The following is a 23,738-nucleotide window of genomic DNA, read 5'->3' as shown; positions in this document are numbered from 1 at the left end:
GACACCGAAAGAAAGGCACGACCGTGATTTCACGCAAGAGAATCAACCGTCGTACGTTCGTCGCGGGCGCCGGCGCGACCGCCGCCGCCGCGGTGATGCCGTGGGGCCCCGCCTCCGTGATCGCCCCCGCCGCGTCCGCGGCCGGCGGCCGGCTCATCCCGCCGGGCAAGACCGGCACGATCACCTACACGCAGCGCGACGTGCCGACCCGCGTCGGCATCGCTGCCAGCGCCGCGCTCGGTGTCGCGCCGACCATGGGCTACCTCGGCGGCCCGGACTTCCCGAACGACCCGACCGACCTCGGTCCGCTGGTCCCGCTGCCGGGCGGGTGGCGCGAGCTGCTCGAGTTCCTGGCGAAGGCCGGCTTCAAGCAGATCGAGTTCGCCGGGTACGGCCAGAACGCCGCGAACCCCGGCGGTGCCGCACCCAACCCGGCTCCGGGCGGCGTGGTCACCGCGGCGTCGCGGGCCGCGTACATCGCTTACGCCAACACGCTGCGCGGCTTCCTCGACGAGTTCGACCTGGAGGCGATCGGCAACCACGGCTTCATCCCGAACACCTGGCCGGGCCCGAGCAGCGCCGGCGGCGTGATGACGATCAACGACTACGAGCGTTTCCAGCTCGAGCTCGAGTTCGCGTCCGTCCTCGGCATGCCCTACATGGGCACCGGCAGCGACCCGACCAGCGCCAACAACCGCAACATCGAGCCGTGGACGGTGGCGGGCGAGAAGTGGGACGCCCTCAACCGGCTGAGCACCCAGTGGGGCATCCAGCTCTACCCGCACAACCACGCTCCGGCGTACCACTTCCTGCAGGACGGCCCGATGGTGACCGTCACGCAGGACCGCGTCACGGGCGCGCCGATCGCGCCGACCGTCGTCCGCGGCGAGTCCGGCAAGCGGCTCATGCAGCACTACCTCGACGTCACCGACCCGGCGTTGTGCGTCGTGGAGATGGACGTCTTCTGGGCACACGTCGCGCAGCACCAGCACCGCTGGCGTTACGACTGGGAGGGCAACCGGGTCGAGGACATCTTCGACCCGATGGCCACGGTCGCCAAGCAGACGAAGCGGTACGCGCTGTTCCACGCCAAGGACGGTGACCGCACCGCCGACCCGGTGGGCGTGGGCAACGGTTACAACATGGTGCCGTTCGGCGACCCCCGCAGCGACATCGACTACCAAGGCTTCATGAGCGGCATGGGCGCGAAGGGTTTCCACAACCCGAACTACGAGCAGGACAACGCACCGGGCGGGTCCGCCGACCCGGGCCAGTCACTGCGCTTCAGCATCATCAGTGCCAACGGCATGAGCAACCTGAGGGGCTGACGCCGTTGGGGGTGCCGCGGGCCCTGGGACAGGCCCGCGGCACCGTTACATCCGAAGTCTTCCATTGCTCGATTTCTTCGCCGTAGGGTGTCGTTGCGTCTGCCCGTCGAAGGAGATGAGTCCAGATGGCCGTGACCCGCAATGTCCACAGTCCACACGGCGGTCACGGCAGGCGGCGCGGACGCCTCGCCGCCATCGTCGTCGCCATACTCACGGCGGCCCTGCTGCCGGCGCTGACGCCGGCACCCGCAGCCGCCGCCCCGGCCGACCCGAAGGGGCCCTGGACGAAGGTCGCCGGCAAGCCGGCGCCGACCAAGGGCGCACACAGGGCCGACATCCGGGCCAAGCGCGTCGCCGCACACACGCTCGACCGGGCCGCGCTGACCTCGGCACTGGCCAAGGCGCCCAGCGAGCGCGCCAGGCAGCGCCGCGCCGCGGCACAGCAGGTGGTGTCGCTGCCGACGCCGGCCGGTGGCTTCCAACGCTTCGAGCTGGCCGACTCGCCGGTGATGGAGGCCGGCCTCGCCGCCAGACATCCCGAGATCAAGACGTACGCCGGAAAGGGCATCGACGACCCGACGGCGACGATCCGGGCGGACCTGACGCCCCTGGGGTTCCACGCCTCCGTGCGCTCACCGCACGGCGCCTGGTACATCGACCCCTACTACAACCAGGACCAGAGCCTCTACGTCAGCTACTACGGCCGCGACCTGGCCAACAGCCACGGCGACCTCGTCGAGCGCGACGACGTCGAGTCGGCGGCGGAAGCCTTGGCGGACGAGGTCGAGGCGCTGGCCGGCGCGCCGGTGTCGCTGCGCACCTACCGGGTCGCGCTGGTCACGGACCCGTCGTACGCGAACTTCTTCGGCGCGGCCAACGTGACCGCCGCGAAGGTCACGCTGATGAACCGGGTGACGCAGGTCTACGAGGACGAGACGGCCATCCGTCTGGTGCTGGTCAACGACACCGAGAAGACCAACCTCAACACCCCGGCGCTCGCGACCGAGCCCAACGGGCCGTGCGGCGCCTCCGCCTGCTTCACGCCGGCCCAGCTCGCCGGCTGCGCCGGCGGCACGCTCAACCGCAACCGGATCGTGCTCGGCCAACTCGTCGGCGCCAGCAACTACGACATCGGCCACCTCGGCCTCGGCGTCAACGGCGGCGGCGTGGCAGGGCTCGGCGTCGTCGGCGGTGACGGCAAGGCGCGTGGCTGCACCGGCCTGCCGACACCGATCGGCGACTTCTACGCCGTCGACTACGTCGCGCACGAGATGGGTCACCAGTTCGGCGGCAACCACACCTTCAACGGCACACAGCTCAACTGCTCTGGTGGCAACCGCAGCGCGGCCAACTCGGTCGAGCCGGGCAGCGGATCGTCGATCATGGCGTACGCCGGCATCTGCCGCCAGGACGACCTGCAGCCGCACAGCGACCCGTACTGGTCGCAGCGGAGCTACACCGAGATCACCACGTACGTCACGTCGATCCGTCCGGCGATCAACGAGGTCCAGACGGTCTCGCTGCGGGAGTTCGACACCGACGGCGAGTCGTTCACCATCGGCTTCGAGGGCAACGAGTCCGCACCGATCGTCCGCGGCGTCAACTACTCGACCGCGGGGATCAAGGCCGCGATCGAGGCGATCGCCGGGTGGCCCGCCGGCGCGACCGTCACCGTGGCCGCGTTCGGCGGCACGGGCACGTTGACCGACGACGGGTTCCAGGTCGCGTTCAACGGCGGTCCGGTGGCCGCCACCAACGTGGCCGCGTTGACCATCACCGGCAACCCCGGTTTCGTCGGCGAGACGGCCAAGGGCGGCGCGATCGACAACGGCGGCAACCAGGTCGAGGAGACCGGCAACCACGCACCGGTCGTCACCGTCCCGGACGCCGTGACCATCCCGGTGCGCACGCCGTTCGCCCTCACGGGCAGCGCCACCGACTCCGACGGCGACACCGTCACCTACCTGTGGGAGCAGAACGACCGCGGCGGGATCTCCGGCGGCAGCACCGCCGGGACCGCGCTGGTCAGCAACGTGAAGACCAACGGCCCGCTGTTCCGCCAGTTCGGCACCGCGGCGATCGTCAGCCCCACCGACACGCTGGAGTATTACTCGCCCGGTGAGAACGCGGTGTCGACGGACCCGACGCGGGTGTTCCCCGACCTGGCACAGATCGCGGCGGGCAACACCAACGCGAAGAGCGGCACCTGCCCGGCGGCGCCACCGCCGCCGACCAGCGGCGGCTCCAACGTGCCGGCCGACGTCCGCGACTGCTACTCCGAGTTCCTGCCCACGGCCGACTGGGTCGGCTTCAACAACGACCGGACGATGCACTTCCGGCTCACCGCCCGTGACGGGCACTCGGGCGGCGGCGGTGTCAGCAACGCGGAGACCGCCGTCACGCTCGCACCGGGCGCCGGGCCGTTCCTGGTCACCTCCCACGCCTCCGCGTCCACCGTGGAGGGTGGCAGCGCACAGGCGATCACCTGGGACGTCGCGGGCACGGACGTGGCTCCCGTCAACGCGACCGACGTGCGGATCTCGCTGTCCGTCGACGGCGGAGCCACCTTCCCGCACGTCCTGGCCGAAAGCACCGCCAACGACGGCGCCGAGTCCGTCGTGCTGCCGAACGTCGGGACCGCCCACGGCCGGATCAGGATCGAGGCGGTCGGCAACGTCTTCTTCGACCTCAACGACGCCGACATCGCGATACACGCCGCTCCGGTGGTCACCGACGACGCACCGGCAGGCGGGGCGAGCGTGCAATACAGCGACCGCCTGTCGCCGACGGTGCGGGTCAGCGCGAGCGACCCGGACACCGCCGGCACCGGCCTCACGGCGACCGCCACGGGCCTGCCGTCGGGACTCTCGCTCGCGGTCGCGTCGACGTCGGGTGACAGCACCCGGCCGGGCACCCGGACGTGGACCGTCAACGGCGCCACGACGGCGGCACCGGGCGCCTACCCGGTCACGGTCACGGTGACCGACGACACCGGCGTCGCCCGGACCACGTCGTTCACCATCACGGTGACCACCGAGGACGCCGACGCGACCTACACCGGTGACACGCTCGCGTTCACCGCGCCCGGCGGCAGCGGCACCACCGTGCTGTTGCGGGCGACCGTCCGGGACAGCGCGGTGCTCACCGGCGGCGTGGTCGACAACGCACCTGGCGACGTCCGCAACGCCACGGTGACCTTCAAGGAAGGTGCCACGACGCTGTGCAGCGCGCCGGTCGGCCTGCTGGCCGGTGCGACGACGACCGGGTCCGCGTCGTGCGGCGCGTCGCTGTCGCTCGGCTCGCACACCATCACCGCCGTGGTCGGCGACTACTACACGGGCAGCGGCACTGCCCTGGTCGAGGTCGCCCGTCCGGACGGCAGTTTCGTCACCGGCAGCGGCAACATCCGGTCGCTGCGGTCCGCGGGCGCCTACCCGGCAACCGTGGGTGCAGAGACCGACGTGGAACTCGGCGCCAGGTCCGCGACGGTGCGCTTCCGCAGCGGTGGCAGGACCTACGAGATCCGCAGCACGGCGCTCGAGTCGCTCGGTGTGAGCAGCGTGGGCAGCACCGGACGGGCTGACCTGCGGGCGACGGCCACCCTGACCGACGTGACCAACCCGGCCCGGCCGACCGCGGTCGCCACGGGCGTGACCCTGCAGGTGACCGCGACCGACCGGGGCCAGCCAGGCACGGCCGACTCGGTCGCGATCACCCTCTGGAGCGGCAGCACGCTGCTGTTCTCGTCCGACTGGAACGGAGCCAAGACCCAGGAGATCAGGCTCGCCGGCGGCAACCTCGTCGTCCACTGAGCGCGGCGCGCAGGTGCCCCGGGATGCCGGGGCACCTCAGACGCGCCGGCGGCGGGTCAGCAGCAGCGCGAGCCCGCCCGTGACGCCCAGTGCGATCCCGGTCAGCGGCAGCCAGACCGGTCCGCCGGTGACCGGCAGGGAACCCTGGGCGTAGTAGCGGTAGGAAACCGAGGCCGATCCCTCGGATGTCGTGACGCGCAGTTGGGTCGGACCGGCCGCACACGGCGGCGCGGTGAAGGTGAGCACGTTCCCGGCCGGGTTGACCTGGACGCCGGCCGGCGGGATGTCGATGTCGCAGAGCCGGACGGTGGTCTGGCCCGGCGCGAATCCGACGCCGGTGACCGTGACGACGAAGCCGCCCGGCGTCGACCCGCTCTCCGGGGTGACCGAGTCGATACCCAGGATCGGCGCGGGCACGGTTGTCTGCGTGCTGTTCGGGTTGGCCACCTCGTTGGCCGCGGCGCCGGTGGCCGGCGGGCCGAAGCCCGCGAGTCCCGTGAGCGCCAGAACCAGCAGAGCCCGCCGCAGATGTCTCATGTGTTCTTCCCCGTTCGGAGGTGCCTGACGTGGGCAACGAACGACGCGAACGGTAAGTAACGGGCAATTCGCGCGCCGTCGAAATCCCTGCTTGACGCGGCATATGCTCTGCATACAATGCATGCAGCGGATCACGTGGAGGGAGTTCGATGGCCTCAGAAGGTGGAAGCGCAGCACTGCCGCGCGGCGTCGGACTCGCCTCCTACCGCCCGCGCGACGCCCACCACGACCGGGCCGGCGTCGTCGTCGGCGACCACGTCATCGACCTGGTCGCCGCGATCGGCGACCAGCTCGACGACCCCAGCGCCGCCGACTGGCTGCGCGCGCCCGGGCGGCTCGAGCTGTTCCTCGCCCTCGACGCCTGGCCCGACCTCGTCGCCGCCGCTGCGGCCGCGGCACCGCACCACGACCGGGCCGACGTCACGTTCCTGCCCCCGGTGCGCCGGCCCGAGAAGATCATCGGCGTCGGCCTCAACTACGTCTCCCACGCCGACGAGGCCGAGCGCGCCGTCCCCGAATACCCCGTGCTGTTCGCGAAGTTCGCCAACACCCTGACCGGGCCGCACGACGACGTTCCGATCCCGCGCGCCTCGCACCGCATCGACTACGAAGGCGAGCTCGCCGTCGTCGTCGGCCGCCGCACCCGGTACGCGACCCGCGAGGAGGCCGGCGCCGCGATCGCCGGCTACGCGGTCGCCAACGACGTCTCCGCCCGCGACTACCAGTTCCGCACCAAGGAGATGTTGCAGGGCAAGTCGTTCGACCGGTTCTGTCCACTGGGGCCGGTCATCACCCGGCCACGCGAACCCGGCGACCTCGGCGACCTGTCGTTGACCACGCACGTCAACGGGGAGCAGCGGCAGTCGGCCACCCTCGGCGAGATGCTCTTCGACGTCCCGTTCCTCGTCGAGTACCTCTCGGCGATCATGACCCTGGAACCCGGCGACGTGATCCTCACCGGCACACCCGCCGGCATCGGCGGCGGCATGAAACCGCGGCGCTGGCTGCGCGACGGCGACCGCGTCGACATCGAGATCGCCGAGGTTGGCCGGATCGGCAACACGTTCGTCGCCGGCCGGGCGTGAACCCGATGGCCTACACCACGATCCGCCTCGACCGCGACCCGCGCGGCGCCGCCCGGATCACCCTCGACCGGCCGGACCGGCTCAACGCCTTCGACGACACGATGCTGCGCGAGCTCGCCGACTGCGCTCAGGCCCTCAACGACGACCCGGGCGTCAAGGTCGTCACGCTGACCGGCGCCGGCGGCAACTTCTGCGCCGGCCGCGACCGGGCCGAGTTGTCCGAGGTCGGTGCCCGCGACTCCGGGCGACCGCTCCCCGCCGCCGGCGGCCACGAGTCGGGCATGTTCCGCGACCTGGAGATGCCCACCGTCGCCCTGCTCGACGGCGCCGTCGTCGGCGGTGGGCTCGGCTTCGCCCTCCAGTGCGACCTGCGCATCGCCACCGACCGCGTCAAGCTCTACGACGGCCACCTGCGCAACGGGATGGCGCCCAGCGTCGCCGCCTGGTACCTGCCCCGGCTGACCACCCTCGGCCGGGCACTGCGGTTCTGCGCCGAGCCGCGCCCGGTCGAGCCGGGCGAGCTGACCGCGCTCGGCCTCGTCGACGACCTGGTCCCCGTGGCCGACCTCGAAGCCGCGCACGAGAGAGCGATCGCCCCGTTCCTGGCCGCCGACGCCCGGCTGCTGCGCCACACCAAAGCCCTGCTGCGGGCCGCGCAGACCGACTCGTACGACGCGACCATGACCCGGGTCGGCCTGATCCGCGCCGTCGAACGGCTCGGTGCCCCCGCATGACGACCGACTGGGACAGCCTCTTCGACCCCCGCGTCGTCGCCGTCGTCGGCGCCAGTGCCGACCCGCGCCGCATCGGCGGCCGGCTGATCCGCTACTCGGTCGAGTCCGGCTTCGCCGGCCGGGTGATCCCGGTCAACCCGCACCGCGACGAGCTGTTCGGCCTGCCTGTCCGCAAGAGCCTCGCCGACCTCGACGAGACACCGGACTGGGTGGTCGTCGCCCTGCCCCGTGACCGGGTCGCGGACGCCGTCGAGCAGGCCGGCCGGCTCGGCGCCCGCAACGTCTCCGTCGTCGCCGCCGGCTTCGCCGAGACCGGCGAAGCGGGCCACGCCCTGCAGCGCCGCCTCGCCGACATCGCCGCCGCGCACGGGATGCGGCTGCTCGGACCCAACAGCAACGGGTTCATGAACGTCGCCTCCGGCGCCTACTTCGCCTTCACCCCGGTCATCGACTCGGCCCGACCCGTGCCCGGCGACCTCGCGATCGTCACGCAGAGCGCCGCCATCGGCACCTACCTGATCAACTGGTGCCGCCAGCTCGGCGTCGGCGTGCGGCACTGGCTGCACACCGGCAACGAGGCCGACCTGACCGTCCTCGAGATCGCCCGCGCCCTCGCCGAGCGCGGCGGCGTGCGCGCGCTCGCGCTCAGCTTCGAGTCGCTGCGCGACCTCGACGACCTGCACGACACGCTGCTGACCCTGGCCCGCGCCGGCATAGCCACCGCCGTGCTCCAGGCCGGCACCTCGGAAATCGGCCGGATCGCCAGCCAGGCACACACCGCGGCACTCATCGGCGCCGAGGCCGACCTGCTCGGCGACCTCGTCGAGAGCGCCGGAGCGTACGCAGCCACCTCGATCGCCGGTCTCGTCAACGTCCTGCAGGTCGCCCTCGACCACCCGACACTGCCGCCCGCGCCCCGGCTCGGGCTCGTGTCGACCTCCGGCGGCATCGGCGTGCTGATGGCCGACGCCGCCGAGCGCCACGGCATCGCCATGCCCAGGCTTTCGACCGAAGTTCAGGAGCGCATCCGCGCGTACGCCCCCTTCGCCCACCCCGCCAACCCCGTCGACACCACGGCGCAGGTCATCAACGACCCCGACGCGCTGCCGCGGATCCTCACCGACTGCGTCGACTCCGGTGAGCTCGACGTGCTCGCCGTGTTCATCGCGCACGGCCTCGCCGGCGCCGGGGACCGCACGCTGACCACGCTGGCCGACACCGCCGCGCAGCGGCCCGGGAAGGCCCTCGCCGGTCTGGGTGTGCTGACCCCCGATGCCGCCGCCGCCCTGCGCGCGACGGGCGTGAGCGTCTTCACCGAGCCGGTCGAGCTGACCGCGGCCCTGCGCGCCGCCGCGGACTCCGCGGTCCGCCGCGCCGCCTTCGCCACCCGCACACCCGCCGGGCGCCGTGCCGGGACGACGCCGGGCGAGGTGACCCTGCTCGACGAGGTCGCCGGCAAGCGGCTGCTGCAAGCCGGCGGCGCCACCATCGCACCTGGCGACGTCCCCACCGACGCGGACGCCGCGGTCGGCAGCGCCGAACGACTCGGCTACCCCGTCGTCGTCAAGCTCGTCAGCCCGAGCCTGCCGCACAAGGCCGCACACGGCGGTGTGCGGCTCAACGTCTGGACCGCCGACGCGGTCCGCGCCGCCTACGCCGACCTCGACGCCCTCGGCCACGCCGTAGCGCCCGGCGGGCACGTGGTCCTCGTCGAGCGACAGCTCACCGGCATCGAGGTCTTCGTCGGCGTGGTCCGCCATCCAACGCTCGGCACGCTGGTCGGCATCGGCCCCGGAGGCGGCGACGTCGAGCACGCCGGCGCGGTCCGCTGGCACTGGGCGCCGGTGTCCACAGCAGACATCCACGCGGCGCTGCCGCGCCCGGCCACCGAAGAACACGCCACCGCCGTCGCGCGCCTCGTGGAAACCATGACCGCGCTGGACGCACCGACCGCCGAGACCAACCCGGTCTTCCTCACGGCCGACGGCCGCGCGGTCGTCGCCGACGCACTGATCGAGAGGGAAATCATGTGAACGTCGAATCAGTATCCCTTTCGCCTGGCGTACGTTTGATCCGGATCGACCATCCCGCCAAGAAGAACGCGCTGTCGGCCGAGATCCTCGCCGGCCTCGCCGACGCCCTCGAGACCGCGGCGACCGACCCGGCCGTCCGGGTCGTCGTGCTCACGGCGGTCGGCGACGTGTTCTGCGCGGGCGGCGACACCAACCGGATGGGCGAGGACCGGCCGGGCCCGTGGGAGAAGCGCGACTACCTGGCCGGCGGCGTCGGCCGGCTCGCCCGCCGGTTCGCGGCCCTCGACAAGCCCGTCATCGCCGCGCTCAACGGCCCGGCGGTCGGCGCCGGCGTCGACCTGGCCCTGTGGTGCGACTTCCGGATCGCACACCCGAGCGCCTACCTGCGGCTGGGCTTCGTCGACCTCGGCCTGACACCCGGTTTCGGCGGCGCCTGGCTGCTCACCCACCTGCTCGGCCCGTCCCTGGCGCTGGAGATCCTGCTCACCGGCGAGAAAGTCACCGCGCAGCGCGCAGCGGACCTGGGCCTGTTCAGAACGGTCACCCCCGCCTTCGACGACGAAGCGGCCGCGTTCGCGGCACTGCTGGCCGGCAAGTCGTCCCCGGCCGTGCGCGCCACGAAACGCCTCGTGCAACGCGCGTACGCGATGGACGTCATGGACAGCCTCGACCTCGCCTGGGCGTCCTTCGGGCTGCTGCAGGAGACACCCGAACACCTCGCGGCGACGCAGGCGCTGCGCGCGCGGAGAAAGGGGCGCTCGTGAACCCGTTCGAGATCGCGGGCGGCGAGGACCTGCGCCCGTTCGAGGAGACCACCCGGGCGTTCGTCGAACGGGAGATCGCACCCGTCGAGGACGCGCTGCGCGCCGGGGGAGCGACCGGCATCCCGGCCGACATCCGCGCCGACCTCCAGAAGAAGGCCAAGGCGAACGGCCTGTGGTGCTTCGCCACCCCGGCGCAGTACGGCGGCGCCGGCCTGACACCGACCCAGATGGTCGCCGTGCTCGAACAGGCCGTCCGGCACACCTACTCGCTGCCCGACCCCGGCGACGGCGCCTTCGGCTACGACCCGCCCGTCTTCCTGCTCGAGGCCGACGACGAGCAACGCGCCACGTACCTCGTGCCGACCGTCGAGGAGGGCCGGCAGTGGTTCGTCGGCATCACCGAACCCTCCGGCGGCTCCGACCCGGCCCGGGCGATCCAGACCCGGGCCGAGAAAACCCCGAACGGCTGGCGGATCACCGGCCGCAAGCAGTTCATCAGCCGGGTCGGCGAGGCCGAACACGGCGTCGTGCTGGCCCGCACCGGCACCACCGCCGACAAGGGCGGCGGCATCAGCGCGTTCATCGTCCCGCGCAACTCGGCCGGGCTGACCTACCGCAAGGTCGCCGTCATCCGGGACCACCACACCTACGAGGTGGCCCTCGACGGCGTCGAGGTGCCCGACGCGAACCTGCTCGGCGAACCCGGCCGAGGCTTCGAGCTGGCCAAGCGGTGGCTGGCCCGCGGCAGGTTGTCGCTGGCCGCCCGATCGATCGGCGTCGCCCAGCTCGCGCTGGAGATGTCGCTGGCCTACGCCGGGCAGCGGTCGACGTTCGGCAAACCGTTGGCCGACCGGCAGGGCATCCAGTGGATGCTGGCCGACTGCGCCGTCGAGCTCTACGCCGCCCGGCTGATCGTCCGTGACGCCGCGGCCACCGTGGAGGCCGGCGGCGCCGGTGCGGCCGTGAAGACCTCCACCGCGAAGATGGTCGCCACCGAGACCGCGTACACCGTCGTCGACCGGGCCATGCAGATCCACGGCGGGATCGGCCTGTGCCAGGAGATGCCGCTCGAACACTGGCTGCGCGCGCTGCGCGTCAACCGGGTCGTCGAGGGCGCCACGGAGGTGCAGAAGCTGATCATCGCCCGCGGCCTGCTGCCGCGGCGCGGCTGAGACACCGTGGCCACCGTCGCCCGCGGCGGCTCCGCCTCGGCCGTCGGCGCCGTGGTCGCGCTGCAGATCGCGGTCACCCTGCCGGCGTTCCTGGTCGCCACGCTCGCGCCCTACCTCGAACGCGACATCGGCCTGTCCGAGCGCGGCCTGGGCATCGCGATCGGCACGTTCTACGCCGTCTCCGGCGCGACCGCCGTCTGGCTCGGCCGGGTCGCCGACCGCCAGAGCTGGCAACGCGGGCTGTTCATCGCCGCGTTCGGCACCCTGGTGCCGATCGCCGTGCTGGCCGGGCTGCTGCGCAACACCGCCGTGCTCGTGCTCGCGATGGTCGCCCTCGCGGTCGTGCAGTCGCTCGGCGTCGGCACCACCAACCTCGCGATCGTCGACTCGGTCACCCCACACCGGCAGGGCGTCGCATTCGGGGTCAAGCAGGCCGCCGTCCCGACCGCGACGCTGCTCGCCGGCCTGTCCGCACCGCTGATCGCCGAACACGCCGGCTGGCGCTGGGCGTTCCTGTTCGCCGCCACGTTCCCGCTGATCGCCGTGGCACTCACCCGGTGGCGGCACTACGGCGGCGCCGCCGCCAGCGACTTGCCGGCGACCCGCGGCGACGAGCCCGTGTCACCGGCCCGGGCCCGCCGGTTGCGCACGCTGGCCGCGGCGTTCGCCGTCGCCACCTTCACGACCAGCTCGCTCGGCGCCTTCTTCGTCCTCTACGCCGTCGACCGCGGCATGTCACCGCCCGCCGCCGGCCTCACGGTCGCGGTGGCGAGCGTGGTCAACGTGACCATGCGCGTCTGGATGGGCTGGGTCGCCGACCACCGCACCGTCGAGCCGTTCGCCCAGGGCGGGCTGCTGCTGCTCGGCGGTTCGGTCGGCTACTTCGTGCTGCTCAGCGGCGCCTCCTGGCTATTGCCCGTCGGTGCGGTGCTCGCGTACGGGCTCGGCTGGGCCTGGCAGGGCCTGATCCACCTGGGTGCGGTGCGGCTGGTCCCCGAGGCGCCCGGCTACGCCACCGGCGTGATGCGCACCGGCCTGGCCATCGGCTCCGCCACCGGCCCGGTGGTGGCGGGCCTGCTGATCGGCCTGGCCGGCTACCGGCCGCTCTGGCTGCTGCTCGGCGTGCTCGCGGTCTGCGCCGCCGGCGCCGTCCTCCTGACCCTGCGTCGACCGCTGGAGACACCATGACCGTGCCCGGCCTTGTGCTGACCGAACCCGAACCCGGCATCTTCGACCTGCTGATCGACCGCGCCGAGCGCCGCAACGCGCTCACCGAGGAGATGATGCGCGGGCTGGCCACCGTCGTGGAGACGGTCAACGCCCGCCCCGACGCGGCGGCCCTGATAGTCCGCGGCGCCGGCGGCGCGTTCTGTGCCGGCGCCGACATCAGCGTGGTCGAGGCAAGGCGGAGCACCGATGCCCGCTGGCGCTGGCCGGAGGTGATGGGCCGCGAGGCCGAACTGCTGGACGCGTGCGAGATCGCGACGGTCGCGGTCGTCGACGGGCCCGCCGTCGGCCTCGGCATGGGTCTCGCGCTCGGCTGCGACGTCTGCGTCGTCGAGCCCGGCGGCTACTTCGCCGAGGCACACCTCGCGCTCGGCCTCGCACCGACCGCGATGGCCTGGTGGGTGCCGCGGATGGCCGGCCTGCAACGCGCGGCCGACATCATCCTCACCGGACGGCGGGTCTACGGCGAGGAGGCCGCCGCCATCGGGCTCGCCGCCCGCCTGGCCCCGGCGGGGGAGGGGACCGCGGTGGCGCTCGACATCGCCCGCGACATCGCCAGGAAGCCACCCGACATGGCCCGGTACGCGAAGCTGGCGCTGCGGATGGCCCAGGACACAGCGCGGATGGCCGAGGTGCGGCGGTTCGGCGGCATGGCCAACCGGATGCACCGCGCGTGGCTGGCGGCCGGCTCGTGACCGCCGGACACGAGGTGGTCGCCGACGCGCTGCGGGCACACGGTGTCGACACACTGTTCGGCCTGCTGGGCAACACGAACCTCGCGCTGGCGGGAGTGCTGCGCGGGCACGGGGTGCGCTTCGTCGGCGCGCGGCACGAGACCGGTGCGATCAGCCTGGCGGCCGGGTACGCGTGGTCGTCAGGCCGGCCGGCCGCGTGCACGGTCACGCACGGGCCCGGGTTGAGCAACGCGCTGACCGGGCTCACCTCGGCGGTGCGGGACCGGGCACCGGTGGTGCTGTTGGTCGGCGACATCCGCGGCGAGCCCGCGTGGATGGCCCAGCGGGCGGACCACGCGGCCATGGTGGCGTGGACGGGCGCCGGCCTGATCGACGTCGACCGGCCCGGCCGGCTGGCGGCGGCGGTCGCCGAGGGGCTCGGGCGGGCGGTCCGCGAACGCCGGCCGATGGTCGTCAACATCCGCTCGGACCTGCTCGCGGATCCTGCCGGGGCGCAGGAGCCGGCGAGGCTGCCGGAGGAAGACCGCCCGCCGCCCGCCGACGAGGCATGTCGTGCCCTCGCCGACGCCGAACGGCCGTTGATCCTCGCCGGGCGGGGCGCCCTCTGGACGGGCGCGGGCCCGGCACTGCGGGACCTGGGCCGCCGCACGGGCGCGCTGCTGGCCACCACACTGCCCGCCAAAGGGCTCTTCCACGGTGACCCGTACGACCTCGGTGTGTGCGGCGGCTACGCCACCGCGACGGCCCGCGAGCTGATCCGGGAGTCCGACGTGGTCCTCGCCGCCGGGGCCAGCCTCAACGGCTACACGACCGACAAGGGCGAGTTGCTGGCCGGTGCCACCGTCATCCGCTGCGACGCTGTCTCTCCTGTCGCGGCGCGACGCCGCGGCCGCCGTACCCCTGAGATCGCCGCACGAGTGGCGGCGGCGCGCGACTTCGCCGACGAGAGCGACGACGACGGCCTCGACCCTCGCACGGTGCTGCGCGCGGTCGACGTGGCGCTGCCACCGGATCGGCAGGTGGTCGTCGACGTCGGCCATTTCACAACGTTTCCCACCCAGCAACTGACCGTCCATCCCGGACGGTTTCTGCCGGCGCTCGGCTTCGGCTCCGTCGGACTCGCGCTCGCCACCGGGATCGGTGCCGCGCGCGGAAGGGACGCACCGACCCTGGTCGTGGTCGGCGACGGCGGGGCGCTGATGGCGCTGGGCGAGCTGGAGACACTGGCCCGGCTGCGCCCCCGGCTGACGGTGCTGGTCCTCAACGACCGCGCCTACGGCGCCGAGATCCACCACCTGCGCCGGCACGGCCTGCCCGAGGATCTGGCGCTGTTCCCGGAGACCGACTTCGCCGCCGTCGCGGCGGCGCTGGGCATCCCCGGGATCAGTCTGCGCACGTCCGCGGACCTCGACCGACTGGCCTATCTCCGCGCGACCGACGGGCCGTCGCTCGTGGACGCCCGGGTCACGCGCGCCGTCGTCGCGGACAAGTTCGCCGGCCGCACACCATGACCGCGTTTCTTGCGGGTTTCAGCTTGGTGAGGATTCGTTGACAGCGTTCGAACTCCGCTGTATACAAAGCACGCAGTGTATTTTACCTGCTCAGCAGCCGGCCCTTCCGCTCGCGCCTAAGGACCGGGCACAACACTGGAGGCAATCGTGATCAAGATCAGGAATGCCCTTTCGGCTGCACTCGTCGTACTGCTCGTCGCCGGCTGCAACAGCGGCTCGCGCGACGGATCCGGTGGCTCCGGAACCAGCAACGAAGGCTGGACCCCGCAATACAAGGACGGCGTCCTGCAGCCGCTCCCGGACGGCTTCCCGTCGAAGCCCATCGTGCTGCTCAACGCCGACGCGCCCAGCCACGACGACGGCCTCTACGCACGCGCCATGCAGACCGCCCTCAAGGACGTTTCCCCCGTCCCGATCGAGGTCCGCGACCAGAACTACCCGACCTTCGGCACCTGGGCCGGCATCCAGTACATGCAGGACCAGAACGGCGGCAAGGACGGCTACTACGCCGAGGTCGCCGCCATGGTCGGCGCCTCCCTCGACCTGCTCACCGAGCCGATCGAGAAGGAGTTCGGGATGACGCTCGACGACTTCAACCCGGTCGTCGTCACCGAGCAGACCCCGTTCGTCATGGTCACCCGCTCCGACGCGCCCTGGAACACCTACCAGGAGATGGTCGACGCGGCGAAGGCCAGCCCCAACACCCTGAAGTACGTCGCCGCCACCGGCAGCCTGCTCGACATCGCCACCACCCGGCTGATGTCGGCCGGCAACTGGACAGCCAAGAAGATCCCCGCCGACGCCAGCGTGGAGGCCGCCACCGCGGTCGCCGCCGGCGAAGGCGACTTCACCATGCTCACTCCCTCGGTCGCCCGCAGCCACGAGCAGGCCGGCAAGGTCAAGGTCCTGCTGGTCGTCTCCAAGGAGGCCAACGCACCCGGTGACTGGTCCAAGGCCGTCACCACCACCGGCATCGGCCTGCCCGACGAGCCCTGGGTCTCCTACCGCGGCTTCGTCGTCGCGCCCGAGGTGCCGCAGGCCCACAAGGACTGGCTGTTCGAGCTGTTCAAGAAGGGCGGCGAGGGCGCCGCACCCAAGGACCGCATCGCCAACCTGCCCGGCGCCGCCAGCATCATCCTCGACGGCGAGCAGACCAAGAAGATCGTCGCCGACGCCCGCACGTTCGCCGAACCCATCATCCGCGACCTCGGTCTCGGCTACGACCAGAAGTAGGTGCCGGTGAGAATCGACGTTCACTGCCACTTCCTGCCCGAGTCCGGGCGGCGGGCCCACGAGCGGGGCGAGGACTGGCACGGCACCGTGTTCAGCCGGGACGAGAACGGGATCCTCGTCTCGGAGACCGGTCCGCGCCGCATGAAGTTCGGCTCCCCGCTGCACTTCGAGCCGATGGAGCAGCGCGTCGCCCGCATGGACGCGCGCGGCGTCGACATCGAGATGCTCTCGATGCTGCCACCCCTGTTCCGTTACGAGGTGCCGGCTGCCGACAACGCCGCGGCCGCGCGGGACGTGAACGACGAGCTCTCCGCACTGACGAAGCGGTTCCCGGGCCGGTTCCTCGGCCTGGGAACCCTTCCCCTGCAGGACGTCGACGCGTCCGTCACCGAGCTCGAACGGCTGATGGCCCTGCCCGGCATGGCCGGCGTCGCCATCGGCACCAACGTGAACGGCGTCAACCTCGACGCGGACGAGCTGGCACCGTTCTTCACCGCGGCACAGGACCTCGACGCGTTCGTCTTCATCCACCCCATGGACCAGCGCGGCCGGGAGGCGCTGGGCAGCTACTACCTGCGCAACGCGATCGGCAACCCGTTCGAGACCACCGTGGCCGCCGCGTCGCTGATGATGAGCGGCCGCCTCGCCCAGGTGCCGCGGCTGCACATCTGCCTGGCACACGGCGGTGGCTACACCGCCGCCGCACTCGGCCGCTTCGCGCACACCTGGCAGGTGCGCAACGAGGTCGAGTCCACACCGGACCGTTCGCCGGCCCTGCTCTACCGCCGGTTCTTCTACGACAGCCTCACCCACGACGAACGGACCCTGCGGCACCTCGTCGACTTCGTCGGTGTCGACCGGGTCGTGCTCGGCACCGACTTCCCCGCCGACATGGGCATGACCAACGCGGCGCTCGAGATCCGTGCCTCGGACGCGTTCACCGACGACGAGAAGGCCGCGATCCTCGGCGGCAACCTCGCCACCGCGCTCAAACTCACCCCCGCACCGGCCGCCTGACATCCCCCGTACCCGCAAGAGAGGCGACGCGCGATGGACAAGCGCAAAGACCTCACGGTGGCTCTGGCCATCGCGCTGCTGGGCCTGACGATCGTGGTCCTGGGCACCCAGATCAACCTGGGTCGCATCCGGGACCCGATCGGCTCCCGCGCCCTGCCGATCATCACCGGCGCCCTGATCCTCGCAGGTGGCCTGTTCCTGGCCGGCCGCCGGCTCATCCGCTGGAAGGTCGACCCGGCGGTCGTGCCCGCCGAAGGCACCAGCGACGAGCCCGACGTGCCGGCGTCGACCACCCGCTCGCTGGTCGTCTGGGCGCTCTGCTTCGCCTACGTGGCGCTGCTCGAGGCGGTCGGCTTCCTCATCCTCACGCCGTTCCTGGTCGCGATCCTGCTCTGGATCATGGGAGTACGCCGGCCCGTCCGGCTCGGCCTGCTCACCGTCGGCGCCGTCGTCGTCATCTTCGGCGTGTTCGACATCCTGCTCGGCGTGCGGCTCCCGCTCGGTCCGCTGGACCCCTACATCGGCTACATCGGCTGAGAGACGGCGACCATGGACCTGTTCCTCAACACGTTCGGCAACGCCACGACGATGCTCGGCGACCCGGCGGTGCTGCTGGCGATCGCGCTCGGCGCGATCCTGGGCAGTGTCGCGGGCGCGATCCCCGGCATGACCACGACGCTCGCCGTCGGCATCGCCCTGCCGTTCACGTTCGGCCTGCGCCCGATCACCGCGGTCGCGTTCCTCGTCGCGATCACCGTCGGCACCAACTACGGCAACAGCATCCCGGCGATCCTCGTCGGTGTGCCCGGCACACCGTCGGCGGTGCTCACCGCGCTCGACGGCTACAAGCTCCACCAGAAGGGCCAGAGCGGCGTCGCGCTGGGCACCCAGTACATCGCCGCGCTGCTCGGCCAGCTCATCTCCGCCATCTTCTTCGTGGCGATGGTCGTACCATTAGCGCAGTTGCTCTATGTGTTCCTTTCGCCTGAGTTATGGGCTCTCCAACTGCTCGGCATCGTCGCCATCATCAGCCTCACCGGCAAGAACGTGTTCAAGGGTCTGATCGCGGGCGCGCTCGGGCTCGCGGTCACGATGATCGGGCCCGACCCGGTCGCGCTGACCGGCCGGTTCACCTTCGGCTCCGTCGACCTGCGCGGCGGTCTGGAGATCGTGCCGGTCGTGATCGGCGCGTTGGCGGTCAGCGAGCTGATCCGCTCGTGCCGGCAGGTCTTCGACTGGCGGCAGACCAAGGCCACTGTGGACGCCAAGTTCCCGCGCTGGAACCTGGTGCGCCGCACCCTGCGGCCGATCGGCATCGGCACCGTCTGGGGCACCATCATGGGCGCCATCCCCGGCGGTGGCGGCGTCTCGTCGGCCTTTGTCGCCTACCAACAGGCCAAGCTCACCTCCAAACACCCGGAGGAGTACGGCGAGGGCAGCGTCGAAGGCCTGGCCGCCAACGAGTCCGCGCAGAACGCCTCGCAGTCCGGCGAGATGGTGCCCACCTTCGGGTTCGGCATCCCCGGCAGCGGCTCGATGGTGCTCCTGCTGGCCGCCCTGACCGTGCACGGCCTCGTGCCCGGGCCGCTGCTGGTCAAGGAGACCCCGGAGATGCTCTACGCGAGCACCGCCGGGCTGATCGGCGGCACCATCGTGCTCGCGCTGGTCGGCTGGCCGCTGGCCAAGATGATGCTGCGACTCGTGCGCCTCGACCGCTCGGTCGTGCTGGTGATGGCGCTGCTGCTCTCGATGGTCGGCGTCTACGCGCTACGCAACGCCGTCTTCGACGTCGGCGTCATGATCTTCTTCGGCCTCGTCGGGTACTTCATGCTCCGCTACGGCTACTCCGTCGCCGCTTTCGCGCTCGCGGTCACGCTCGGCCACGACTTCGAGGGCTACCTGCGGCACGGCATCCTGCTCACCGACAGCAGCTTCGGCCAGTTCATCACCCGGCCCGTCACCGCGATCCTCGTCGCGATGTCGATCGCCCTGCTGATCTTCGGCATCCACGGCACGGTCAAGGAAGGCCGCCGGGCCCGGGCAGCGGCAGCGGGCCTTGACGACGCCGCGGTGCCGGTGATGGCCGGGCCGCAACCCGGCCCCGAAGAGCCCGGCGAGCGGCAAACCACCGTGGCCGACCTCGGTGGCCGCGTCATCACCGAGCACGACACCGGCACTTCCGACGAGGACCACAAGGATCGGGGCACACATGGGTCGACCTGACGTGGTGGTGGTGGGCGGCGGCAACGCCGCGATGAGTGCCGCGCTGGCCGCCCGGGAGCAGGGCGCCGAGGTCCTGCTGCTCGAACGGGCACCGCACCGCGAGCGCGGCGGCAACACCGCCTACACCGGCGGCATCGTCCGCTTCCCCTACACCGCCGCGGACGTCGCCGCGCTCGTGCCGGACCTGTCCGAGGCGCAGCGGGCCACCACCGAGTTCGGCTCCTACACCGAGGCCGACTTCTTCGACGACATGGCCCGGGTCACCGAGCACCGGGCCGATCCGGACCTCGTGACCGCCCTGGTCACCCGGGGCGCCGCCGCGATCGCCTGGCAGCGCGCCAACGGCGTGCGGTTCGTGCCCAGCTACGGGCGGCAGGCGTACAACGTGGACGGTCGCTTCACATTCTGGGGCGGGATCGCCGTGGAGGTCAGCGGCGGCGGGCAGGGCCTCGTGGAGTTCCTCGAAGCCGCGTGCCTGCGCGCGGGAGTGACCATCGCCTACGACTCCCGCGCCCGCGACCTGGTCGTCCGCGACGGCCGGATCACCGGTGTCCGGTTCGAACGTGACCGCACGCTGACCGAGGTCGCGTGCGACGCGGTCGTGCTCGCGTCGGGCGGTTTCCAGGCCAACGCGGCCTGGCGCACCCAGTTCCTCGGCGCAGGCTGGGATCTGGCCAAGGTGCGCGGCACCCGCTACGACACCGGCGACGGCATCCGGATGGCGCTCGACGTCGGCGCCAGCGCCGCCGGCAACTGGTCGGGCTGCCACGCCGTCGCCTGGGAGCTCAACGCGCCCGAGTTCGGCGACCGGCGCATCGGCGACGCGTACCAGAAGCACAGCTATCCGCTCGGCATCGTGGTCAACCGTGACGGCGAGCGGTTCGTCGACGAGGGCGCCGACTTCCGCAACTACACCTACGCCAAGTACGGCCGGGAGATCCTGCGCCAGCCCGGGCAGCACGCGTGGCAGGTGTTCGACGCGAAGGTCGTCCCGATGCTGCGCGACGAGTACCGGATCCGCGAGGTCACCCGCGTGCGGGCCGACACGATCGAGGAACTGGCCAAGCGCATGGACGGAATCCACGCCGACGCGTTCGCCCGCACCGTGGCGGAGTTCAACGCCGCCGTGCCCGCCGACCCGACTTTCAACCCGAACATCCTCGACGGCCGCGCCACCACCGGCCTGGCCGTCGACAAGACCAACTGGGCGCAGGCGCTGGACACGCCGCCGTTCGAGGCGTACGCGGTCACCTGCGGGATCACGTTCACCTTCGGCGGCCTGCGGGTCGACCCGGACGCGCACGTGCTCGACGACGGCGGCGACCGCATCCCGGGCCTGTACGCGGCCGGCGAACTGGTCGGCGGCCTCTTCTACTTCAACTACCCCGGTGGTTCCGGGCTCACCAGCGGGGCCGTGTTCGGCCGCGCGGCGGGCACCGGCGCCGGGCGGTTCGCCAAGGGGGCGCGATGAGCACGGTGCGGTTCGGTCTCAAGCTGTCGATCCACGGCCAGCGCGACGGCGTCACCTTCGCCGACCTCGCCGACCTCGCGAAGCACGCCGAGGACGCCGGCTTCGACGGCGTCTTCGTCATCGACCACCTGCTGCTGCCCGGCAGCCGCCTGTCCGGCTACACCAACGCGGACCCGGAACGACCGTTCTTCTACGACGCGTGGACGGCCCTCGCCGGGCTCGCCGCGGTCACCTCGCGGGTCAAGCTCGGCCCGCAGGTCACGCCGATCGGGCTGCGCCACCCGGCGTTCGTCGCCAAGTGGGGGATGACCGTCGACCACATCTCCAACGGGCGGCTGCTGCTGCAGGTCGGCGCCGGGCATCAGCAGATCGAGTACGAGTCGTTCGGCTTCCCATATCCCGGCCTGCGCGAGCGGGTCGCCCGGCTGCGCGAGGGCGTCCAGCTCATCCGGGCACTGTGGACGGACCCGGAGCCGGTGACGTTCCACGGCGAGCATTACCAGGTCGACGCGATCCCGTTCTGGCCCAAACCCGTGCAGGAGCGTCCGGAGATCTGGCTGGGCGGCGCGTCGAAGTGGATCCGCCGCCTGCTGCCCGAGATCGCCGACGGCTGGTCGCCGGCCACGCCGCAAGGCGGCGGGCTGGACCCGGAGTTCTTCCGGTCGGCGCTGTCGGAGGCGCGGGAGGCGGCCGGGCGGCACATCCACGGCGGTGCGATGTTCTACACGGTCGTCGACGAGGACCCTGCCCGGGTCGAGCAGGGCCTGTCGGTGCTGCGCCGTCGCGACGACTGGTCCGACTGGCCGCTGGACCGCTTCCAGGAGACCGGGATCGCCCTGGCGGGGGACCCGCAGGACGTCGTCAAGAGCATCCAGCGGTACGTGGACGCGGGCGTCGAGTACGTGACCGTCGGCTTCGTCCCCCTCGACGACGTCGACGCCGTGCACCGGGGCATCGAGGTCTACCGCTCGCAGATCATGCCCAAGTTCGGAGTGGGCGTATGAGGCTGGGCGTGCTGACCGACGGCCGGATCGTGGCGGTCTCCGGCGAGCGGGCCGTCGACGTGACCGCGGCGTTGCCCGGCGACTCGCCGACAGCGCGGCTGGCGGCCTACCCGTCCTGTGTGGACGCGGTGCGGGCGCTGGTCGACGCCGGGGACGGCGTACCCCTGTCGTCGTTGCCGTTGACGGCACCGAGCCCGTGCCCGCGGACCGTGCTCGCCGCGCCGGTCAACTACGCACCGCACCGAGGGGAGCTCGGCGACCGCAGCCCTGACAAGGGCACGCTCGACGCCCGGCAGATGGGCCTGATCGTGCTCGCGCCCGCCAGCGTCACCGGGCCGGACGGCGCGGTCGAGCTGCCCGACCTGCCCGGCCGCGAGTTCCACTACGAGGGCGAGATCGCCGTCGTGATCGGCCGCCCGGCGCGCGGCGTCAGCCGGTCCGAAGCGCTGGCGCACGTGCTCGGCTACACCGGGCTGCTCGACATCACGATGCGGATCGGCCCGGAAGGCCAGGAGGACCGGTCGATGCGCAAGTCGTTCCGGACGTTCACCCCGATCGGTCCGCTGGTGCTCACCGCCGACGAAGTGCCGGATCCGGCCGCGCTGACCCTGTCGCTGTCGCTCAACGGTGAGGAGCGGCAACGTGGCGGGCTCGACGAGTTGATCGTCGACGTGCCGGACCTGGTCGCGAAGGCGTCCCAACTCGTGCCCCTCGAGCCCGGGGACGTGATCGCGACCGGCACCCCGGGCGGTGTCGGCGCGATCGTGCCGGGTGACAAGCTCGCGTTGACTGTCTCAGGTGTCGGCACGCTGGAGATGTCGGTGCGGAGGCGGTCATGGTGAGCCCGCTCGTGGTGCTCAGCGCCCGGATCGGCCCGCTGACGCCCTTCGAGACCGGCATCGCGGACCGCGTGCCGTGCCGCGTCGAACTGCGTCCGCTGGGCTCCCGGGAGGAGATCGTCGCCAACGCCGCCGGCGCCCGGGTCGTCATCCTCGGTGCGGTCGAGCCGTTCGACGCCGCCGTCTTCCCGTTCCTGCCCGACCTGCGGATGGTCGCGCGGCGCGGGGTCGGCGTCGACAATGTGGACCTCGCGGCCGCGGCCGCGCACGGCGTGACCGTGACCAACGTGACCGACGCGACCGTGGACGAGGTCTCCGACCACGCCCTCGCGATGCTGGTCGCGTTGCTGCGCGGCGTTCCGGCCGCCCACGACGCGGCGCTGCGGGACCGGGTCGACCTGGCCCGCGCGGCCGTCGACCGCTCGCGCCCGCTGGGTCGCACCGTCCTCGCCGTCCTCGGCGGCGGCCGCATCGGCCGGCGTCTGGTCGCCAAGGCGGCCGGCCTGTTCCGCGAAGTGCTCGTCGTCGACCCGTTCGTGACGGCCGTCGACGGCGCCCGCGTCGTGCCGCTGGCGGAGGCGCTCGCGGTCGCCGACGCGGTCTCGGTGCACACCCCGCTGACGCCCGCCACCCGCGGCCTGCTCGACGCCGCGGCGCTGGCCGCCGCCCGACCCGGCCTCGTCGTCGTCAACGCCGCCCGCGCCGGGGTCGTCGACGAGGACGCGCTGGAGAAGGCCGCCCGGGCCGGCGTCGTCGCGGGCGTGGGCCTGGACGTGACGACGGACGAGCAAAGGTGGCACAGCGTGATCACCGACGGCTTCACCAACGTGATCCTCACCGCGCACACCGGTGGGCGCGGCGCGCTGGCTCAGGAGAACCTGCGCCGGCGCTGCGCCGAACAGGTGACGGACTTCCTGCTGGGTCACAAACCGGACGGTGTGGTCGAGTCGGCGGGTGACGGCGCAGGGTAACTGTCCGGGTACGCTCAAACGGTGTGCAATGTCGACGGAATTTATGGGACGGGCGGTGACTGAACCGATGTCGAAGCAGGAT

Annotated in this window: 19 protein-coding genes; 18 read left to right on the top strand and 1 reads right to left on the bottom strand. The window is 72.1% G+C overall.

Annotated elements, in window-relative coordinates; all coding sequences use genetic code 11:
• Window positions 1-23: 23 nt before the first annotated feature.
• Both Air01nite_RS11425 and Air01nite_RS11420 read left to right on the top strand, forming a co-directional pair.
• A complete protein-coding gene (locus tag Air01nite_RS11425) occupies window positions 24-1,328 on the top strand; it encodes a sugar phosphate isomerase/epimerase family protein (protein WP_203701980.1) in 1,305 nt (434 codons plus the stop codon).
• A gap of 125 nt (window positions 1,329-1,453) precedes the next feature.
• Window positions 1,454-5,140 (top strand): M12 family metallo-peptidase, encoded by a 3,687-nt coding sequence (locus Air01nite_RS11420; RefSeq protein WP_203701979.1) that lies wholly within the window; start codon window positions 1,454-1,456, stop codon window positions 5,138-5,140.
• Window positions 5,141-5,176: 36 nt separating this feature from the next.
• Here Air01nite_RS11420 and Air01nite_RS11415 read toward each other — a convergent pair whose 3' ends face one another.
• A complete protein-coding gene (locus Air01nite_RS11415; protein ID WP_203701978.1) occupies window positions 5,177-5,677 on the bottom strand; it encodes an IPT/TIG domain-containing protein in 501 nt (166 codons plus the stop codon).
• Between the two features lie 149 nt (window positions 5,678-5,826).
• Here Air01nite_RS11415 and Air01nite_RS11410 point away from each other — a divergent pair, with 149 nt between their 5' ends.
• From Air01nite_RS11410 to Air01nite_RS11335, 16 genes are all read left to right on the top strand, one after another.
• Complete coding sequence (locus tag Air01nite_RS11410; protein WP_203701977.1) at window positions 5,827-6,762, top strand: fumarylacetoacetate hydrolase family protein; 936 nt, start codon at window positions 5,827-5,829, stop codon at window positions 6,760-6,762.
• 5 nt (window positions 6,763-6,767) lie between these two features.
• Entirely contained in the window at window positions 6,768-7,496 is a 729-nt protein-coding gene (locus Air01nite_RS11405; RefSeq protein WP_203701976.1) for an enoyl-CoA hydratase/isomerase family protein, read from the top strand.
• On the top strand, window positions 7,493-9,529 hold the full coding sequence (locus tag Air01nite_RS11400) for an acetate--CoA ligase family protein (protein ID WP_203701975.1): 2,037 nt from the start codon (window positions 7,493-7,495) through the stop codon (window positions 9,527-9,529). Before Air01nite_RS11405 ends, Air01nite_RS11400 begins: the two co-directional genes overlap by 4 nt.
• Window positions 9,530-9,564: 35 nt before the next feature.
• Window positions 9,565-10,293, top strand: coding sequence for an enoyl-CoA hydratase/isomerase family protein (locus Air01nite_RS11395; protein WP_203701974.1), 729 nt, complete (start codon window positions 9,565-9,567; stop codon window positions 10,291-10,293).
• Window positions 10,290-11,465, top strand: coding sequence for an acyl-CoA dehydrogenase family protein (locus tag Air01nite_RS11390; RefSeq protein ID WP_203701973.1), 1,176 nt, complete (start codon window positions 10,290-10,292; stop codon window positions 11,463-11,465). The genes Air01nite_RS11395 and Air01nite_RS11390 overlap by 4 nt, the downstream gene beginning before the upstream one ends.
• A gap of 6 nt (window positions 11,466-11,471) precedes the next feature.
• Window positions 11,472-12,653, top strand: a complete 1,182-nt coding sequence (locus tag Air01nite_RS11385) for an MFS transporter (protein ID WP_203701972.1) — start codon at window positions 11,472-11,474, stop codon at window positions 12,651-12,653.
• The gene (locus Air01nite_RS11380; protein ID WP_203701971.1) at window positions 12,650-13,387 is read left to right on the top strand and encodes an enoyl-CoA hydratase/isomerase family protein; all 738 of its coding nucleotides are present in this window, start codon (window positions 12,650-12,652) and stop codon (window positions 13,385-13,387) included. The genes Air01nite_RS11385 and Air01nite_RS11380 overlap by 4 nt, the downstream gene beginning before the upstream one ends.
• Window positions 13,366-14,898, top strand: coding sequence for a thiamine pyrophosphate-binding protein (locus Air01nite_RS11375; protein ID WP_203701970.1), 1,533 nt, complete (start codon window positions 13,366-13,368; stop codon window positions 14,896-14,898). Before Air01nite_RS11380 ends, Air01nite_RS11375 begins: the two co-directional genes overlap by 22 nt.
• 147 nt (window positions 14,899-15,045) lie before the next feature.
• Window positions 15,046-16,131 (top strand): Bug family tripartite tricarboxylate transporter substrate binding protein, encoded by a 1,086-nt coding sequence (locus tag Air01nite_RS11370; RefSeq protein ID WP_203701969.1) that lies wholly within the window; start codon window positions 15,046-15,048, stop codon window positions 16,129-16,131.
• 6 nt (window positions 16,132-16,137) lie between these two features.
• Window positions 16,138-17,148, top strand: a complete 1,011-nt coding sequence (locus Air01nite_RS11365; RefSeq protein WP_203701968.1) for an amidohydrolase family protein — start codon at window positions 16,138-16,140, stop codon at window positions 17,146-17,148.
• A 33-nt stretch (window positions 17,149-17,181) separates the two neighbouring features.
• Window positions 17,182-17,685 carry a tripartite tricarboxylate transporter TctB family protein gene (locus Air01nite_RS11360; RefSeq protein WP_203701967.1) on the top strand — a complete coding sequence of 168 codons (504 nt, stop codon included), beginning with the start codon at window positions 17,182-17,184 and terminating at the stop codon, window positions 17,683-17,685.
• Window positions 17,686-17,697: 12 nt separating this feature from the next.
• A complete protein-coding gene (locus tag Air01nite_RS11355) occupies window positions 17,698-19,371 on the top strand; it encodes a tripartite tricarboxylate transporter permease (RefSeq protein ID WP_203701966.1) in 1,674 nt (557 codons plus the stop codon).
• A complete protein-coding gene (gene tcuA / locus Air01nite_RS11350; RefSeq protein ID WP_203701965.1) occupies window positions 19,358-20,842 on the top strand; it encodes an FAD-dependent tricarballylate dehydrogenase TcuA in 1,485 nt (494 codons plus the stop codon). The genes Air01nite_RS11355 and tcuA overlap by 14 nt, the downstream gene beginning before the upstream one ends.
• Entirely contained in the window at window positions 20,839-21,846 is a 1,008-nt protein-coding gene (locus Air01nite_RS11345) for an LLM class flavin-dependent oxidoreductase (protein WP_203701964.1), read from the top strand. The genes tcuA and Air01nite_RS11345 overlap by 4 nt, the downstream gene beginning before the upstream one ends.
• Window positions 21,843-22,688: a fumarylacetoacetate hydrolase family protein gene (locus Air01nite_RS11340; RefSeq protein ID WP_203701963.1), complete on the top strand. Its 846-nt coding sequence runs from the start codon at window positions 21,843-21,845 to the stop codon at window positions 22,686-22,688. The genes Air01nite_RS11345 and Air01nite_RS11340 overlap by 4 nt, the downstream gene beginning before the upstream one ends.
• A complete protein-coding gene (locus Air01nite_RS11335) occupies window positions 22,682-23,656 on the top strand; it encodes an NAD(P)-dependent oxidoreductase (RefSeq protein WP_203701962.1) in 975 nt (324 codons plus the stop codon). The genes Air01nite_RS11340 and Air01nite_RS11335 overlap by 7 nt, the downstream gene beginning before the upstream one ends.
• Window positions 23,657-23,738: the final 82 nt, after the last annotated feature.

The organism is Asanoa iriomotensis (genome assembly GCF_016862515.1).
Taxonomy (GTDB): Bacteria; Actinomycetota; Actinomycetes; order Mycobacteriales; family Micromonosporaceae; genus Asanoa; species Asanoa iriomotensis.
This window is presented reverse-complemented; position numbering and strand designations above follow the sequence as displayed.